The sequence below is a fragment of the Blastocatellia bacterium genome (assembly GCA_016713405.1).
In the GTDB taxonomy this organism is placed as follows: Bacteria; Acidobacteriota; Blastocatellia; order Chloracidobacteriales; family JADJPF01; genus JADJPF01.
Map to the genome: position 1 here is coordinate 1 of JADJPF010000008.1, position 17,474 is coordinate 17,474.

15 protein-coding genes are annotated in these 17,474 nt (G+C 33.3%); 12 read left to right on the forward strand and 3 right to left on the reverse strand.

What is annotated here, in order from left to right:
• Positions 1–111: 111 nt before the first annotated feature.
• The 3 genes from IPK14_12055 to IPK14_12065 all read left to right on the forward strand — a co-directional run bounded on the left by IPK14_12055 (position 112) and on the right by IPK14_12065 (position 2,799).
• Positions 112–363: a hypothetical protein gene (locus IPK14_12055; GenBank protein ID MBK7994115.1), complete on the forward strand. Its 252-nt coding sequence runs from the start codon at positions 112–114 to the stop codon at positions 361–363.
• Between the two features lie 263 nt (positions 364–626).
• Positions 627–1,028 (forward strand): hypothetical protein, encoded by a 402-nt coding sequence (locus tag IPK14_12060; protein ID MBK7994116.1) that lies wholly within the window; start codon positions 627–629, stop codon positions 1,026–1,028.
• 805 nt (positions 1,029–1,833) lie between these two features.
• Positions 1,834–2,799, forward strand: coding sequence for a hypothetical protein (locus IPK14_12065; GenBank protein ID MBK7994117.1), 966 nt, complete (start codon positions 1,834–1,836; stop codon positions 2,797–2,799).
• Positions 2,800–3,522: 723 nt separating this feature from the next.
• Here IPK14_12065 and IPK14_12070 read toward each other — a convergent pair.
• Both IPK14_12070 and IPK14_12075 read right to left on the reverse strand, forming a co-directional pair.
• On the reverse strand, positions 3,523–3,996 hold the full coding sequence (locus tag IPK14_12070) for a helix-turn-helix transcriptional regulator (GenBank protein ID MBK7994118.1): 474 nt from the start codon (positions 3,994–3,996) through the stop codon (positions 3,523–3,525).
• Positions 3,993–4,436: a hypothetical protein gene (locus tag IPK14_12075; GenBank protein ID MBK7994119.1), complete on the reverse strand. Its 444-nt coding sequence runs from the start codon at positions 4,434–4,436 to the stop codon at positions 3,993–3,995. The genes IPK14_12070 and IPK14_12075 overlap by 4 nt, the downstream gene beginning before the upstream one ends.
• A gap of 1,804 nt (positions 4,437–6,240) precedes the next feature.
• On the opposite strand from IPK14_12075, the gene IPK14_12080 reads away from it, so the two are divergent.
• The 8 genes from IPK14_12080 to IPK14_12115 all read left to right on the forward strand — a co-directional run bounded on the left by IPK14_12080 (position 6,241) and on the right by IPK14_12115 (position 14,607).
• Positions 6,241–7,098: a tyrosine-type recombinase/integrase gene (locus IPK14_12080; GenBank protein MBK7994120.1), complete on the forward strand. Its 858-nt coding sequence runs from the start codon at positions 6,241–6,243 to the stop codon at positions 7,096–7,098.
• 90 nt (positions 7,099–7,188) lie between these two features.
• Positions 7,189–7,491, forward strand: a complete 303-nt coding sequence (locus IPK14_12085) for a hypothetical protein (protein MBK7994121.1) — start codon at positions 7,189–7,191, stop codon at positions 7,489–7,491.
• Positions 7,492–7,563: 72 nt separating this feature from the next.
• Positions 7,564–7,830, forward strand: coding sequence for a type II toxin-antitoxin system RelB/DinJ family antitoxin (locus tag IPK14_12090; protein MBK7994122.1), 267 nt, complete (start codon positions 7,564–7,566; stop codon positions 7,828–7,830).
• 17 nt (positions 7,831–7,847) lie between these two features.
• Complete coding sequence (locus tag IPK14_12095; GenBank protein MBK7994123.1) at positions 7,848–8,417, forward strand: Uma2 family endonuclease; 570 nt, start codon at positions 7,848–7,850, stop codon at positions 8,415–8,417.
• A gap of 895 nt (positions 8,418–9,312) precedes the next feature.
• Positions 9,313–10,368, forward strand: coding sequence for a hypothetical protein (locus tag IPK14_12100; protein MBK7994124.1), 1,056 nt, complete (start codon positions 9,313–9,315; stop codon positions 10,366–10,368).
• A complete protein-coding gene (locus tag IPK14_12105; GenBank protein ID MBK7994125.1) occupies positions 10,365–12,455 on the forward strand; it encodes an AAA family ATPase in 2,091 nt (696 codons plus the stop codon). Before IPK14_12100 ends, IPK14_12105 begins: the two co-directional genes overlap by 4 nt.
• Before the next feature lie 234 nt (positions 12,456–12,689).
• On the forward strand, positions 12,690–13,061 hold the full coding sequence (locus tag IPK14_12110) for a response regulator (GenBank protein MBK7994126.1): 372 nt from the start codon (positions 12,690–12,692) through the stop codon (positions 13,059–13,061).
• A complete protein-coding gene (locus IPK14_12115; GenBank protein ID MBK7994127.1) occupies positions 13,042–14,607 on the forward strand; it encodes a hypothetical protein in 1,566 nt (521 codons plus the stop codon). The genes IPK14_12110 and IPK14_12115 overlap by 20 nt, the downstream gene beginning before the upstream one ends.
• Positions 14,608–14,940: 333 nt before the next feature.
• Here IPK14_12115 and IPK14_12120 read toward each other — a convergent pair whose 3' ends face one another.
• Complete coding sequence (locus IPK14_12120; GenBank protein ID MBK7994128.1) at positions 14,941–15,495, reverse strand: recombinase family protein; 555 nt, start codon at positions 15,493–15,495, stop codon at positions 14,941–14,943.
• Between the two features lie 665 nt (positions 15,496–16,160).
• Here IPK14_12120 and IPK14_12125 point away from each other — a divergent pair.
• Complete coding sequence (locus IPK14_12125; protein MBK7994129.1) at positions 16,161–17,462, forward strand: N-6 DNA methylase; 1,302 nt, start codon at positions 16,161–16,163, stop codon at positions 17,460–17,462.
• Positions 17,463–17,474 lie beyond the last annotated feature (12 nt).

The following is a 17,474-nucleotide window of genomic DNA, read 5'->3' on the forward strand; positions in this document are numbered from 1 at the left end:
CAGTAATCTATCAAAAAAGAGTTATTACAGCTTGATGATTTTCAAAATTGGCAATTTGAAAAATCTCAAGCAATCAGCGAATTAAAGGGAAATGTTTGCTATAAAGACTGGTTGAATCTAGTAAATAGCGATCCCACTCATACGCTTTTTACAGGAAAACTTGAAGCCACAACAATACTAAGAAGGCTTAGACAAGAACATCCCTATTTGCGAGAGATTTTGGATGGAAAAGTTGAAAGAGGAATAAGCCCAGATGCTGCTCAAGCCTGTGTATTAAATTCTCAAGACGCGAAGCTATTTGATACTGAGAAAAATTTAATTAAGCAAGAAAGTATCTCCGGAAAACAGATCAAAAAAATATAATGACTATGAGATGAATCAGTATTTGATTTATACAACTCGTCAAACAGAGATAGATAAATATCCATTAATAAAAGATCATTTTAGAAAAATTTAAACATTTAGCTACTTGCAAAGAAGTAGTTAATAAAAAGCACCCTTGGTACGCTCTTCATCGACCACGAAAACCCAAAATTTTTGAATCTCCAAAGCTTATAGGTATAACAACATCAAAAGTTATTGAATTAGTTTTTGACAAAAATGATTCGCTAGTTGTCACAGATGCTATGTACGTTTTTAAAGTGTTACCTCCATTAGACTATTTGGCTGTGATGGGTATTCTTCAATCTAAAGCTTTCCTTGCTTTATATATAATTGCTAACCAAGGAGAATCGCGAGTTATTCCTCAGGTAAAAGCAAAGAAATTAGTTTCTTTGCCTTTTCCAAAGATGGATTTTTCTAATGAAAAAGATGCAGCTAGCCACAGCAAAATGGTTGAATTAGTAGGCCAAATGTTTAGTTTACATAAGCGTTATTCAAGTATAAAAACTCAACAAGAGAAAACAATTATTCAACGACAAATGGATTCTTTAGAGGAGCTAATTGATAAACTAGTATATCAATTGTATGGATTGACCAACGAAGAGATAAAGATTTTAGAAGAAACCCTTAAACCCCGAGCAGTCTAATCCTCAAATAATTAATAAACAGTAATCTTTTTTCTTAATCTTGCGTTAGCTAAACGAGTAGCATGTGCGCCGTTAGAAGGAAGGTAGGATATGCAAAAGTGCTATCACTGAAAGTGATAGCACTTTTGCTCTTCAATCTAACCTAGTCTGATAATCATAAATAAAATTTTATAGTAATGAAGATAATTCGTGATTTGTAACGAACATAAATTGGTAGTTATAACAAAATAATTCCATAGTAGTAGCGAAGATAATTCGGCAGCAATAACGGTTATATATTGATGGGCTGTAGGTGCGACACCTTTGCGGTAAAGATGGTATAACAGAGGCGGCCACATACATAAAGACTACGTATAGTTGTTAATAAACTCTTTAGTTTTGGACATAAAATTTACCTTTTTTAACTGACCAAACAAATAACAAGTTATAGACAGCTATTTTGGTGTCCAACAAATCTCACAACTGATAGGAAGAAAAGAACTTTACGGTTGGTTTATCCTTGTTGGTTGGACAGGCTGAAAGAGGCAGGCATCCACCATCTCTCCAAACAAGCTCTCTGTCTTCAGCTTCGCTTCATCCAGAGAGTGCGCAAGCAAGCTTGCCTTGTTTGTCGAGATGCCCTAAACAGCTTCGCCGTTTAGGGTGCGTTCCTGCCTGCCTTATCGACTGCAATGGTTTATTTGGTAGCATTTTTTGATATAAATTTTTGATATAAACTAACGAATTAAACATAAATCGAACTTGCATTCTTAATCTATTAACGTAGTATAATTGCGAAAAAATATTAAGCATTTAGGTAGTTACTATGTCTGATAATGAAAAGAAAAATCTCTCACCAAGTGAAGTAAAGTTAATAAATAATGCAATTGAGATTCGTAGCCAAGATGTTTTTGAACGAGATGAGCTTGGTTTTGTTACTAGAATGTTTGTCCAGTGTTGCTTGCCACATCGTGATCCAGGGGATGTGCCTGCTTGGATACGTGCTAATGGAAATTTATGCCTTACTATTACACCTGTGCGTTATGTAAAACATGGAATAATAGTTAATTCTGGTTATCCTTATGGTAATATTCCTAGGTTGTTATTGCTTTATATTTGTAGTCAAGTTGTTCAAACTAAGAGCAAAGAAATTTCACTTGATAAATCATTATCTGCTTTTATACAGAAATTGGGGTTGGATGTAACAGGTGGTGAGAACGGAACAATTAATCGAGTTAAAGATCAATTAAAACGCTTAGTTACAGCAAATATTGATTTTACTTATAATGAGACTATTGAAGGTAATGAGCTTTTTATATTTAAAAAAGCTATTATTGCAAGCCAAATGAGATTGTGGGGAGAAAAAGATCCCAATAACAATATAATAGCTTTTGATAGACCGCAAATTCCTAAAGATAGTTGCTTAGTTCTTACAGAAGAGTTTTATAACGAAATTATGTCCTATGCTATACCAATTGATATGGGAATAATATCTGCTATTAAACAATCACCTCTCGCTTTAGATCTTTATTCTTGGCTTACTTATCGTATAGCTTCTGTATACAAACCTACACGCATTTCTTGGAAGTCTCTTTCTCTACAGATAGGTTCTGAATATACAGAGATAAGAAATTTTAGACAAAGTGCAAAAGAAGCTCTTCTAAAAATTTTTAGCTTATGGCCTGAATTAAAAGTTGATGTTGTTAAAGGAGGGATTGTTTTAAAGCCAAGTAAAACAAGTGTACCACAAAAAGTTTTTGCATTTACAGATTCTAAAAATAATACTCAATAACTATTACTATTTATTAAAACACGTATAAGTAATAAAGACATATATCTTAATATATATAGCTTATACGTGTTTTACGCATTCAAAGAGTTTTCCACGCATAAATTGTACCACTACGTTACGCATAAAACTCTGCACCAAGTCAAAAATTCACGCATAAATTGTAGCACTAAATCAAAATCACGCATAAATGCTAGCACCATCCTATATTCTTAAGATCCTATATCTTTTAAAGATCCTATATCTAGGAACCCTGTGGAAAACTTTAACTACAAAAAAAGTTGTACTAAGTGAAGCGTAAAAAGAACCCTTTATAAGGACAAAGTAGGTCTTGACATGGATTGCTCGATCGAATGCCGACCGAAGACGGACGGCAATGCTACGCATAGCCTTACCGTCTATCGGTCTAGGCATTCTAGCAATCCGTCAAGACAACCTCAGAAAAAAATATTCCCTTCATTGCATTACGGGAAATTTTTTTCTAAGGCTACTTAGGCTAAAGAAATGGAAACCCCCCCTCCCGTCCCCCAAAGGGGGAAGCGACCTCGACCCCAGCAATGCTATATTTTTGTTTATGAAAAAAGGAATGATTTATCTGACTCAAAATTTTAGGATATAAACTCGGTTGTGTGTGTCGCTTCGCTCCTACTTACAACCTACTTTGGGAAAAAATAAACCTGCTATCGTAATCTATTTTCACTAAGTAAAAGTGTTTTTACGTACTGGTTATGCAGTTAAGTTAGTATTATTTTGTTGGTTGCCGATTTTAGTTAAGGAAAATAGTAATTGTTCTGGTACTGTTAAGCCTATGATTTTGATTATTTGAATAAGTTTAGAGAAGTTCATAGAAGCAAACTCGGTTGCTTCATAGCGTTGGATTTGTTGCTCCTTTAGTCCTAACCTTATAGCTAAGTCTTTTTGTGTTAATCCTGCCGCAATCCTAGCTTTGATTAATAAATTTGGTAAATCTTCTAGTGATTTGATTTCTAGTTTAGTTTTTCCAGTTTTAAGTTCTTCATATTCTTTTATTTGTTCTTCTAGTTCTATCAACTGGCTTTTTAAAGCGTCTTCTTGTGCTTTTTGTAGTAGTGGATGGATTTGTGGTTGTTTGTTTTCAGGTGCAAGAATTTCATTTAGAGCTTGAGCAAACTTATTTCTTTGGGTTTTTGTGATGCGAAATTGGCGTTCGTTTTTTATCATAAGCTTAATGTCTCCAATGAAATAGCTATAATTCCTTTTCTTCTTCCAGTGTTTTTATCTGTCTGAAAAAATTCTAAAAAGGTTGGTTGGTTATGTCCAATGAAAATATGAGCAGGAAATAATTCTCCAAGATATTTGCTTTTTTGGGCGGCGCGACCTTGAGAAAAATCAAGTAACACTGGGTCAAGTAATGTTGGGTCAACATCAGAAAGATTCCAGCAAGCGTCAAAATCCTGTGGGTAGTCTTTCTTTGTGACAAAGCTGCCATCAATAAAGGCAGTAGTACAACCTGCTTGTTTTAGAGCAATTAACGCATTATATAAACCTTCTAAAAGTCTTTTTCTGTGAGTATTTGTACCAAACCTAGATACTATTTCAGGCCATTCAGCCCAATGTATGCCTGGTGGCAAATTTCCATCTGCATTAAATGAAGGTATCATAACACAACAATATTGTTGTGTTGATTTGATGTCAAGCTGAGTTATTTAGTTTCTGCCTAGTCTGATAATAGTATAACAAAGAATATTATTAAAATTTCTTAAGTAAGGTGTTTCTTTCTGGAGGCTCGCGCCGAAGGCGTGTCTTAAGCGCAGACGTAGGGAAAAATTTTTCCCAAGCGAAGTAATTCGCTAAGAATTACGAGCGAGGGATAAGAAAAAATTTTCCCGTAGTGAAGCACTTTGAAGCGAAAGTTAAAATTAGGAGAAGACAGGGGAGAAACACTTTAGTTGTTTCCCCCTGTCGGCGACGACATTTTTAACGAAAGCGTAAAAGTGCCAAGCGTTTCTTAAATCCTTAAAAATTTACCTTGTTATTGAACAAATTTGGCATTTTGTTACAAAAGTTGGATTGCTTTTGTTGATAGGAAAATAAAGGCTTTTAGGATAGGTTTTGTTTGCTTATAGATTTTGTTGTCTTGTAAAATATTGATTATTAATAAGATAAAGACTTTCCAATGTCGCTTGGTAAAAAATCTATCACTTTTTTTGCAAACAAATTAGTTGTTAAATAGCTGGCCTGACAGGAATTATAAGGTTGTGTTGATATAAACAATAAGTAAAATTGGATTATTAATTATTTCCAATTTTTACAAGATTGGAATTTTGGACACTTATCTTTTTTGGATAAGTTGCTTTGTCCCGGATTCAAGAAAAGAGGGAAGTTTACTGGCTTACTTTGATAGCTGGTTGCTTGTTCTGACTTTAAGAAGTTGGACAGTTCTTGATTAACTGTGTTGTTTCCTGTTTATAGTCAAGGGTTTTAATAGGTTTGCCAAAAAATCTGTTCTTTGCTGGTTTTTAGTTTGCTCCGCCTTTCTTGTTAAGTAATTAACAGGATAAAAGAGCTACTCTTTCTAACTTAAGATTTGTTTTTTCTCGAAGTTAGGGTTTTCATTTTGCTCCGCCACAAGAGTAAATATTTAGTTTTTCGTTTTTTAAGTTAAGTTTGTTGATGATGTTGTTTTTGATGATGTGATTGTTCTAACTTTCTTAACTTAAAACATTTGCTGAAGAACCTTTATCAGAGTTGGGTTATTAATTCTGGCGTTTTGTAGGTTGATGTTAAATATCTAACAAGGGTTTAAGCTAGTTCGATTCCTAAACTGCCAGTGTTTTCCATGTTCACTGCAAATGAATATGGTTGAGAAGCGGCGCGTTCCGTCTATCGTAAAAGAAGGTCTTTGTTTTCCGCCAAAGAAAACAGTAGTTATCTTGCTCTACCCAACGCTCGCTGTTACGTAAAAGCAAGATTAAGCAAATGGTTCTTAGTTATTTTATTCTTGACCAGTGTTAATAATGATCTGTAAGCTGTTATATAAGCAATAAGTTAACTGTGATAATCAGTAAATACAAATAAGTAATATACTTAAAATATCACACTAGGTCAAAACAGCAAATCTCTTTAGCCTCTCCAGTTTAGGAGTTGAGCAAAGTGGACAATTCAACAAGGAAAAGTTGGTTTTATCCAGCTATCTCATTTGGCTAGAGGAAAGATTTCTAGCTTTTGAGAAATAGTTTTTGGTTATGGGCAAGCCATAAATTGCTCGTGTGTCCTTAGTGAATTGCTCTTTGCCGACTGTCTTTGAGTCGAGTTATCAATTTATCAGCAATGTTACTAGGCAATGGCGCGGGTTACACTCGCCCTTTAGGGCAGTGTAAACTTTCGCGCCAAGGCAATGGTCGTTTTTTGTCAACTTGTGGCCTTAAAAGTCAAATCTGTGCATTCTGGAGGTATATGTTTTTTATGTCTAAAAGGAAAAGTTTGGTTTATCAGTTTGTTGAAAGATTAAAAGGGATGGCTTGTTATGGTAAATCTAAGTATGAAGCTAAAGCAGAAAAGTTTGCCCAAACTAAAGCAAGTGGTGTAAAAGGATGGCAACCTATCATAATTGATGGGATTTATTCTTACGAAACTATGAGAAGCTATACAAAAGAATGTGTTAGTTTTGCTAATTGGGTTAAGAATAATTTCGCTGTTAAAGATATTGAAGTAGCTAAGACGCATGTTGATTCTTACCTTGAGCATAGAATGAGTAATAATGACTCAGCTTGGACACTTAAGCTAATTAGGTCTGCCTTAAGGAAAGTTTACAATGACCCTAATTTGGCAAGTAATGTTAATTTGCCAGATAGGAAAAAAGAACAAATAACTCGTAGTCGTGGACAAAAAGCTATGGATAAGAAGTTTTCTGTAGAAAGAAACCGAGATTTGATTGATTTTTGTAGAGCTACTGGATTGCGTCGCCATGAACTTAAAGCTTTGAAAATAAAAGATATTTATCGTGATGAAGATGGAAAATTAAGGGTAGAAGTTAATCAAGGTAAAGGTGGTCGTCCTCGTTGTGTTCCTGTTATTGAAAGTTTGGAAAGTAGGGTTTTAGAGATTATTTCATGTAAAGATTTAGACAGTAAAGTTATTGATAATATTCCAGTTAGAGCAGATATTCATGGTTATAGAAGAGATTATGCAGCTAACTACTACAAGGAATTGTCAGGAAAAGAGTTTAATCTTGAAGGAAAAGACACTCTTGCTATGCAGCAAGTTAGTTGGGCATTAGGGCATAATCGTTTAGATGTAGTTACTAGAAATTATCTTGGTTAGACAGCTAGGTTTTCTTAAAAATCTTGTTTTTCTTTTCTTTAATTTATAGAAAGCTAGTCAAAAGGTTGAGTAGTAGCTAAAATATTGGATATGTTTGAGATAAAAGACAACCAAATCATTTATACCTTACCTGATAACGACTCTTTAGAGCCTGTAAATCCTTATTTGTTTGTAGAAAGGTTAACAGATGAGATAAGAAAAATTTGGCCTTATTTGGAGCTTAAAACTGTCTTTGCTCGCCGTAGAAACTTTAATCATAAAATCTACTGTTATTTACCTGATAGCTTTACTAGTCAGCAAGTTAAACTAATTAGAATGCAATTAGAATTAATTGCTAATAATTTATTATTAGAGTTGAAAGCTAAAATTCATTTAGCTGGTTTAGCTAGTTAAGAATTTAAGAAGTACATTTTTGTTATTTTGTATCCCAATTGTGCTACTATTTATTTGAGGAACAGAATAAATATGTCTAAAACAACATTTGTAAGAGCCAGGATAGAACCTTCATTAAAAGAAGAAACTGAAAATATCTTAAAAGAATTAGGCTTAAGTGTATCTGAAGCAATAACACTATTTTATAAGCAAATCACTTTCAATAAAGGTTTGCCATTTGAAGTAAAGCTTCCAAACCCAACTACTATTGCAGCTATGAAAGATTCTTTAGAAGATAAAAATCTAAATACTCACTCTAACTTGTCAGAGTTAACAGATAAATTTGCTTCTATAGACTAAATTTTAGGTTAATAAATATGTCAACAAATCCTGTTAAAAAGTACAGCTTAAAAGAATATTTTGAAATTGAGAAAAATTCAGATATTAGATACGAGTATTCTTACGGTCAAATATTTGCGATGGTTGGAGCTAGCAGAAATCATAATAGAGTAGCTAACGCCATAAATGCCAGACTTTACATGCAATTATTAAATAGCACTTGTGAATCATTTATGGCCGACACAAGAACGAGAGTAAATGATGACCTTTATTACTATCCAGATGTAGTTATTGCTTGTAACGCACAGTTTCAAAATATGGAAGGGGTTGATAGTTTAGTTAATCCTATTCTTATTGTTGAAGTTCTCTCAAGATCCACATCAAGATTTGACCAAGATGCTAAGTTTAGAGATTACCAACAAATAGACTCTTTAAGATATTACTTACTAGTATCTCAATATGAAATTAATTGCACTTTATTCACAAAAGGCGATGACAATATTTGGACAAGTTTAATTCACACAGGGCTAAATGATGTAGTAACTTTACCTCTTATTAATTGTAGTTTGTTAATGAGTGACATTTATTTTAGAGTAAGGTTTAGGTAATTTATTAGTAGGAATAATATTAAATAATATAAGAAAAATAGGTTATGATGTGGGTTTTTCTAAGTTTTTTCTTTTTTTTTATTACCTACTTTGCGGCGGTGGAGGGGTTTCCGGTGTTGGGGACCCAAAAACGTTTAGCTCTTTAAAAAATTTTTATCACCCGTCCCCTTGGTAGGTCGTGGGAGGTAAAGGTAATTCCTCTATATTCTGTAAAAGGAGCATCCATGTGTAAGGAAGATTCCAACAAACTGGCGTTGATTAATACAGTAGTTAATGTTGTTGCAACATTTATTACTCTTATAAGTATTGTAATGACCGTATTATCAATGTTTAAGTAATATAAGTAAAAGAATAGGGTATCTGAAAGGGCGACTGATCAGTTACCCTTAAAAATTCATGTTCAGAAAAGATAAATGAGACTCTAAAAACATCTATTTTTTCCTTGTCGTGTCTTATCGCAGCTTCCCTTTAATTAGCCCTAAAAGCTAATTCTTTGTATACAAACTAGATATATAATTTAATGTGTTATAGCTATACAAAATGTATGTGTAATAACGAGCGTTTTTACTTATACACTTGAACACTTGCAGGAAGCTTTTTTTGCAAAATTCTTAGCCCCCAAAAACGAGGGCTAAAACAGGCTCTGATTTTGGGAGCTTAAAAAACTTGTAACTAATTGATTTTTCATTAGTTGTTGATTTTTCTGTGCAACTTTTGTGTCGTTTGTGGGGTTTTACCCTAGATACAACAAAATAGTTTAGCTTTGTAGTTTATATACTTAATAATGCAAGTTATATTAATACCAACTTTTCGTTAATGTTATTCATTACTTATTCGAGGTATCATTTTATAGATTCTCAAGATTGCCTTCTTAAACTCATACAAGGAAATTATTATGCCTATTTCGCAAATAGCTTACGAAGATCTAATGCAAGAATGTAATATTGATGATGTAAAAATTTTTCGTAAAATATTGAAAAATATAGGATTTAAACATATTTCACCTAATAAGCTTGTAAGTAAAGATCTAGCGGAAGACATTGTAAAGAAATTGATAGGTAAACAGATTGATTGGTATAAGTACGAAAATAGAGAGAGAGATTTAGTAGAACCAGGGGTTTTGAAACAGAAAGATGAATTAGTGGACGGAAATCTGTTAGAAGAATGGTTTACAAAAATAGTTCAAGATAGAAACAATGTTTTGGCAAGTAGAAATTATTTGTTAGGGTTGGTCTGTAAAGGCGGGTTTTTAGGAGATACTTCCTTGTCTGATTTTTCTATAAGTTTAAAGCCTGGGATGAATATACTAATAGGAGATCGTGGTTCCGGAAAATCAACAATATTAAATTTGTTGGGGGTGCTTTCTAATTCAATGAGTGAAGAAACAAGTGTTTTGATTGATAAACTTCTCAACTTGTTTAGAGTTTCCACAAATGAAATAAGCGATTTCAACCGTAAAATCTACAGAGTTATGCGTGGGTACAGCTTAAAAGAGTGTGCGATCTTTTTTGCACTAATGGGCGAATGTTATTGTTACTTTATAACTTTAAAGGATAGAAGTTTCGATTTACTAAAACGTAAGAATGCAGAATGGCACTCTACAAAAATTCTTGACTCCCCTGCTTTTCCTTCTATTCATTACCTTCCTCAAGGAGAAGTAACTAAGATTTCAGAAGAGAAAAATACTTTTTATCTTCACCACATTTTGGATAATTTGTATCCAGATTTATATAGAGAAAGGATGCTTTTTGCACAACAAACAAAGTACCTGGTTACACAATTCCAATATCATAAAACAAAGTACCTATCTTTTAATAAATCTGAGGTAGAAAGGTTTGTAGATCGGAAATTTCGTGAACTCAACATCATACAAAAAGATGTTCAGAAAGGAAATTTAACAGATACTAGTATTAATATACTTAGAATATATATTAATAATTTTACGGTATGAATCGCTCCATTTTACCTAAATCAACTTTTGAGCTTTTGAAAGGCGATGAAAATAGTTTTTTATATTTATACGTAGGACGAATAATTAAGTTTTTATCAGAGTCTGTGAGGAAAATAGATCAGTTAAAGGAAAAACAAAACTTAGAAAATACTAATATGTTGAATGAAGATGATTTGTCAGAAGAAGCGCAAACTAGTTTTGATGATACAAATACAAGTGAATTTGTAGGTGAAGTAGCGGGGGAACTAGTTTTGGAAGAAATTGAAAAAACTGAAGATGAAGAAAATCAGCGATTATTTTTAGAAGCATTGTTGGCAATGGAAAGTCCTTTGAATAAAAAAATATTGGGTTTAATGAAAACTGTACTTCAATTTTTGTGGGCAAGATTGAGAGTAATGAGGGTTTGTATAAGCATTTATGCTGGAGATCATGTTGATTTTGCAGGGTCGTTCAAAGCTTTAAGCGAGAGTTACAGCAGTTTATTAAAGTTTAGAATTAGTTTACTTACATCTCAAAAAAGAAAATGTGAAATAACCACTCAAACTCTGAACAAAGGCGAAATGGGAATAAACATATACACAAAAGAAGCTGATCAAATTATACACAAGCATCAAAACAGTATTCAAAAAATCAGTGAAATATCATCTTTGTTCGAGGAAATTTTACAGTTCAACCCTCAAAATAAAATGAGAGAGTTATATGATTTGGTAGAAAACTATGATTTGAGAACAAGATACATTTTAGATAAAGTTTTCAGTTTAAGTAAACAAGAGACTCAAAATATGTTTTTTTTTAGCCCTGTAGAAGTTGAGTTAAGACAAGGAAAGGGTTATAGAGCTTTTCACCAACTTTCTTTTGGACAAAAAAGTGGGATCATTCTGAAAATGGTACTTATGATTCCTAGTAAACACGTGATAATTATAGACCAACCAGAAGACAATTTAGATGTTGCTTCTATTGTTAATATGTTAGCTCCTACATTGCAAGAGTTGGCGAAGGACCACCAAGTTGTTATTGCAACACATAGTTCTAATTTAGTGATGGGCTTGTCGGGAGGAGATTTAGTTGTACTCGAATCAATAGGGGATTATGGCAGAATTAAAGAAAGAGGTTCTCTGTTTAAGGATCGGCAAGTTATTAGAGAAATGCTTGATATACTAGAAGGCGGGGCGGAGACAATCAATCAGAAAATGGAACTCTATGAAAAGTTTATAAGTAGGGTAAAAGGTGCTATAGAAGACATAGATATTATGACAATAGAGAGTTCTTTTCGCCGACGAACAATAGATGAGTTAAGAAATTTTCTTCAACCAATAATAAGCGATAAAGCTTTGCTAGATTTTGTTCGTCACGAACTTAACCAATCTGACTATATCCGCATTCAACAGAATATTCATGATACAAAACAAGAGACTCTTTTAGTACAATGCTCACCGGATCAGCCTTTAGACAGTCTTTTCACAAAACTCAATAAACTGTGTACAGAACTAGATAAGCATATTATAAAGCTTAAAGGTATAATTGAAGAAATTCGCTTAATGGATACGCAACCCAATTTTACGTATGTTGATATATATTTATTGTTGATCATTTTACGTAATGATTATATTGATAAAATGTTTGGTAGCAAATTTGGTAGAAAGGTTGATATCACAATAGACTCTAGTTTCCAAGGAGTCTTGGTATACGCAGATTATGATCACCTAAGGCTAATATTTAGAAATTTGTTAAACAACGCGCTTAGAGCTACAGAAAGTAGAGCTATAGCAATGAAGAAAAAATCTGGAGAAACACTTGTTGAATCAATAATCATTGAAGGGGTTATTAACTCAACAAACCGGTTGGTTTTAAAGTTTAAAGACAACGGTTGTGGGATGGCACTTGAAATAAGAAAAAAACTTTATTTAGAACGATGTTCTACCAAAAAATTTGGAGATCATGGATTAGGAGGAATTATTATTAAAAAGTTATTAAATATAAATCATGGTAGTATTCAAATACTAGAAAGTAATCAGAATGGAAGTTTAGTAGGTACAGAGCAAGAAATAAGTTTGCTTATTCATATAACGGATCTTCCTGTAAAATAAAAGCGAAAAATCTATAAGTCTTGTATTTACAATAGCCTGTAGTGTGTTAGCAATTGTCTGTTGCTAAGAATGGCTTTTTATCTATCTGAATAATAAGAAGTTATAAACCGTATGAAAGACTACGTTAAAGTTTTGACATGTCTATAATTATATCTAAATACAGGTGTTATCACCATATTTCACTTATATTATACAGGAAGTTCCGATATAAAATGAAGTAATTATATTAATAATATGAAAAAAATTCTTATAGCAGATGATACAGAAGAGGTTGTAGATAGCCTGCAAGAAATGTTGTCACCATATTACGAAGTTGATGTTGCGAGATCTGGTTTTGAAGTATTAGAACTGTGTGAACAGGTAGATTATGAGTGTGTTATTCTCGATATTAATTTTGAATATGGAGTAAGTGGATTAGAAGTTGCATCCACACTACGATCTAATAATAACCAAGTGAGTATTCTAATTTTTAGTGCTACAGGTTATACGCAAGCGATCCGACAATATGTTGTTGACATAGGCGCAACATTTTGCGAGAAGCCATTAGATTTAGACTTCATACATAAAATGCTAAGGAAACAAGAAAATGAGCAAGATTCGCTATAGTATAGTTGTAGCTGATGATGAGTCTGATATAGTGAATTCTGTTACTGAGCAACTTACAAGGATTGCAACACAATTTGGGCATCAACTCAAAATCTTTAAGGCGTTGTCTGCTATTGATGTAATAACGACTCTTTCAACATACAACATAGACGCTTTGTTTCTAGACTACCATTTTGAAGGAGGGTTAAGTGGAGATGAGATTATTGATGAAATTGATGATATCTTTAATCAAAAACTAATAATTTTAATGTCAGGTCGCGATCAAAAAGAAATCGAGAGCTGCGTAATCAAAAGACATAAAGGACTTGGCGACCGGTTTAAATTTTTACGCAAACCTTTTGATTATATAGAACTCCAAACAGCATATCTCGAAATCGAGAAATTCTTTAGTAGATTTTCTGTCTTATTTCCTTACATTAATAGCTATCCACAAAATACAGCATTTTACTGGTTACCAGAAAAAATCCGTTATAGTTTTTGTTCAGGATTAGATCCACAAAATATTGAGAGCTATAAAGCGCAGTTTCTAGGAGGGATTGAAGCGTTTTTGGGGTATCTTTATGATTATCATATACAAACAGTTGATGGTGAGGGTTTTTGCTACTATCTGCACCTGGAAGCACTCATCAATAAATGTGACAAAATACTTGGAACCAATAAGCAAATCACCACAAGTGAGTTTAGCGAACTAAATAACGAGTTAGCCAACTTAATAGAAGCAGAGAATATAAATACATTTGCCACTGTATGCAACAAAATATGTAGTATTTTATTTAGGTTGGTAACGTATTTTCCTTTAATTGTGGAGATAAGATCTAATGAATTTTGTGTAGAGGAACTGATATTTGTAGAAGCCTTTCCGACTTGGACAATGAAAGATTCAGGTTTAGATTTAGATAAAGAAAAGTTATGTATTTTTGTTAAAGCAGAAGAGACACCTTATAATATTAAGACAGGATTTTTTTACTTACCACCAAGTTGGCACAACGGTAATCAGCTTTCATATTTTGTCACAAAAGACTCTCCTTTAATCAAGGTTTGTTATATTCCGCGCTGGGGTTTTTGGGAAATGTGTAAGAAAGTACTAGCTTTAACACGTGGTGGAAGTATAATGGAGGTAATTAATGTGATTAATGATGCAAAAATATACCAAGAAGTACTCGCAGGATTGGGTAGTTTAGCAAGTATGGTTAGTGCTTACATAAATATTCGTCGCGAAAACCGGGAGATGGGTAGCAAAGAAATATTAGAAATAAACAAAGCTAAAGAGATAGGGAAATTTTTAAATATAATAGAGAACCCATTATTAAATAGAGTAATTATACCCGAAAAAATATTATATTCTGCTAACCAAAAAATCCAAAAAGCGATAGAGCGAATCTCAAAAGCGATAGATCCAAGTTCTGACCTTAGCTCATTTAAGCAAGAAGAGGAGATGGCTGTTGCTGAAAAAGAAATTTGTAATACGGTGACATTAATACGGAAATATAATAAAGGTTTAGTGCCAAAAGAGTTAGAGGATATAGTAGCAGCTTTCAAATGTTAACTCTTGTTTGACGATAGGTTAAAAATGGAAGTTTTTATACCAAATATGGGTACAGCGCAGTACGTGTTTACCACATCATTATAGCAGTATCTCCTGAAGCTTGTGCATAATACAAACGTACCCATATCTTGGCTGTACCCAAACTAGATAATTATTGTATTCTTTTTCGTAGCTTACCTGGCGAACTTTTGAGTGATTCGTGAATCTCTCCCCATTATGAAAATAGTATTGAAAACAAAAGACTTATGAGGTTGATAAATAACATAATTTTTTGAATATGGGTGTTTTTGCATAACCCGACAAAAAGGTATATTCCAAATAAGAAGAGAGATTTTAAGGAGCGATAGATTTGCTTAAATAACGATATAAAGAGGACTTAGAGAGGTTATAATCTTTCATAAGAGTTTTAATCATAATGCCTTGCTTGCGTTTTTGTTGTACTTCAGTAATTTGTTTAGAAGTTAAAGAGCTTTTTCTACCAAATTTAACACCAAGTTGTTTAGCTTTCCTTATACCATCCATTTGACGTTCAGCCCGTATTTCAGTTTCAAACTGAGCAATAGCCCCTAACATATTGAAAAGAAGTCGCCCAGTAGCATCACTAGTATTAATGTTTTGGTCAAGTACTTGGAGGTTTACCTGTTTACGTTCAAGTTCTAAAGCTATTTGACACAAATCTAGAGTAGAACGAGCAAGCCTATCTAAACGAGTAATAACTAAAATATCCCCTTCTCTGACGTATTCTAAACAAGCCCTTAGCCTAGAACGTTTGGCTGAAGTTGCACTAAGTTTTTCCTGAAAAACCTTGTGACAATGTTTTAGTTTGTCTAGTTGAACGTCTAGAGTTTGACCAACAGAACTAACACGAGCATATCCCACTAATGCCATATAATCTTCTATTTATGTCCCAGAAAGTCTAAAGCTATTTGAGAAAATGATTATGGGACATAAAATGGGACACGTAAATAGAATGTCCCAGAAAGTACACTTTGTGGTACTACCCAAATGCCATCAATTTTATCGAGTAGCTAACATCAATATTTACCTTAACTTAATCTATTCTATATCTTGGAATATACCTTTTTGTCGGGTCTTGCAAAAAGACCCCATGCGCATCAGGCTAAGGATAAACTATTGATTATAAATAATTTAGCAAATATGTATGTTTGTTTATCAAAAGCCTAGCTATTAGAAATTTTCAAAAATGATTAGCAAGTTTACTAGCTTTATAAAGTTTTTGCTTTTTATAGATTAGCTAACTTCTTTATTTGCAACATCATTTTCTTAGCCTGATGCGCATGGGGATTTGTGCAAAGAACCCCAACTACCAAATGAAAGGTGTTAACCTCTATGGAATAACGGGTTAATAGAAAAATTGATATTTCTTAAAACTAAGTAATATTCTCTAGATTTATCTTTATAAATATTTTTTCTGCGAAATCTGCTTCACTTCGGTATTTTAACATAAGATAATTTCGACCTAGTTTCATCTCTTAGCTTTAACCGAATAAAAAAATACTTGTTGATGTTGTAACTTATTGAAGATAACAAAGATGCAAATTCCTAATGATATTTTAAAATTAATAAAGCGATTTGAGCAAAACTATGATGAATATCGCTTACCATCCTATAATGAAACTCAAGTGCGTCGGGATTTTATAGATCCATTTTTTAATTGCCTTGGTTGGGACATGGACAATTCACAAGGATTGTCTGAGATTTATCGTGAAGTAAAACATGAATATCGGTTATATACTGATATTAAAGACGTTCCCAAAGCCCCAGACTATTGTTTTTTAGTCGCTGGGGAAAGAAAATTTTTTACTGAAGCTAAAAAACCAGCGATTAACCTGAAAAGTGATCCTAAACCAGCATTTCAACTAAGAAGATATGCGTGGTCAGCAAAATTACCCGTAAGTATTTTGACTGACTTTGAGGAGTTTGTTATTTATGATTGCCGCGTGATGCCTAAAAACGCGGATGAAGCGATTGTTTGCCAAATCCTTTACTTGTCTTATAAAGAGTACCCTGATAGATGGGAAGAAATTTATAACCTATTTTCCCGTGAAGCAGTTTTGGCGGGTTCATTGGATAAGTATGCGGAAACTCTAAAAACTAAAAAAGGCACAACTACGGTTGATACTGCTTTTTTACAGGAGATTTCAAACTGGAGAGAAATGCTTGCTCACAACATCGCGGCGAAGAATCCAGATTTAAACCAACGAGAACTTAATATAGCGGTACAATTGACTATTGACCGTCTTATTTTTTTACGGATATGTGAGGACAGAGGAGTAGAAAATTACAAACGGCTTTTGAAGTTATGTGATAGTAATAGCCTTTATGAAAATCTTTGTGATGTTTATCGGCAAGCTGATGACCGTTATAATTCTGGACTTTTTCACTTTCAACAAGAAAAAGATCGGCTTGAACCACCTGATGAGTTTACACTTAAGCTGAAGATTGACGACGATCCGTTAAGCAAAATTATTACTAGTCTTTATTACCCTAATAGCCCTTACGCTTTTTCGGTCATCACTGTTGAAATTTTAGGACAAGCCTACGAGCAGTTTTTAGGTAAAGTTATCACTATTTCAACGGATCACACTGTATCGGTTGAAGAAAAGCCAGAAGTCAGAAAAGCTGGAGGGGTTTACTACACACCTATCTATATTGTTGACGCTATTATTGAACGTACCATAGGCGAATTTTTAAAAGGAAAGACACCTAAACAAGCAAGCAAACTTAAGATTCTTGATCCTTCTTGTGGTTCAGGTTCTTTTTTAATTGGGGCCTACCAGTGTATTGGTTCAATGAAAAATGGACTTAGAGCAGCTAACAAAAGACAAAGTTAAAAGATAGCTTAA

What these genes read in the sequence shown, in the direction of transcription:
- IPK14_12060 (MBK7994116.1), top strand. Translation starts at nt 627, where the DNA reads ATGTACGTTTTTAAAGTGTTACCTCCATTAGACTATTTGGCTGTGATG.
- IPK14_12065 (MBK7994117.1), top strand. Translation starts at nt 1,834, where the DNA reads ATGTCTGATAATGAAAAGAAAAATCTCTCACCAAGTGAAGTAAAGTTA.
- IPK14_12070 (MBK7994118.1), bottom strand. Translation starts at nt 3,996, where the DNA reads ATGATAAAAAACGAACGCCAATTTCGCATCACAAAAACCCAAAGAAAT.
- IPK14_12075 (MBK7994119.1), bottom strand. Translation starts at nt 4,436, where the DNA reads ATGATACCTTCATTTAATGCAGATGGAAATTTGCCACCAGGCATACAT.
- IPK14_12080 (MBK7994120.1), top strand. Translation starts at nt 6,241, where the DNA reads ATGTCTAAAAGGAAAAGTTTGGTTTATCAGTTTGTTGAAAGATTAAAA.
- IPK14_12085 (MBK7994121.1), top strand. Translation starts at nt 7,189, where the DNA reads ATGTTTGAGATAAAAGACAACCAAATCATTTATACCTTACCTGATAAC.
- IPK14_12090 (MBK7994122.1), top strand. Translation starts at nt 7,564, where the DNA reads ATGTCTAAAACAACATTTGTAAGAGCCAGGATAGAACCTTCATTAAAA.
- IPK14_12095 (MBK7994123.1), top strand. Translation starts at nt 7,848, where the DNA reads ATGTCAACAAATCCTGTTAAAAAGTACAGCTTAAAAGAATATTTTGAA.
- IPK14_12100 (MBK7994124.1), top strand. Translation starts at nt 9,313, where the DNA reads ATGCCTATTTCGCAAATAGCTTACGAAGATCTAATGCAAGAATGTAAT.
- IPK14_12105 (MBK7994125.1), top strand. Translation starts at nt 10,365, where the DNA reads ATGAATCGCTCCATTTTACCTAAATCAACTTTTGAGCTTTTGAAAGGC.
- IPK14_12110 (MBK7994126.1), top strand. Translation starts at nt 12,690, where the DNA reads ATGAAAAAAATTCTTATAGCAGATGATACAGAAGAGGTTGTAGATAGC.
- IPK14_12115 (MBK7994127.1), top strand. Translation starts at nt 13,042, where the DNA reads ATGAGCAAGATTCGCTATAGTATAGTTGTAGCTGATGATGAGTCTGAT.
- IPK14_12120 (MBK7994128.1), bottom strand. Translation starts at nt 15,495, where the DNA reads ATGGCATTAGTGGGATATGCTCGTGTTAGTTCTGTTGGTCAAACTCTA.
- IPK14_12125 (MBK7994129.1), top strand. Translation starts at nt 16,161, where the DNA reads ATGCAAATTCCTAATGATATTTTAAAATTAATAAAGCGATTTGAGCAA.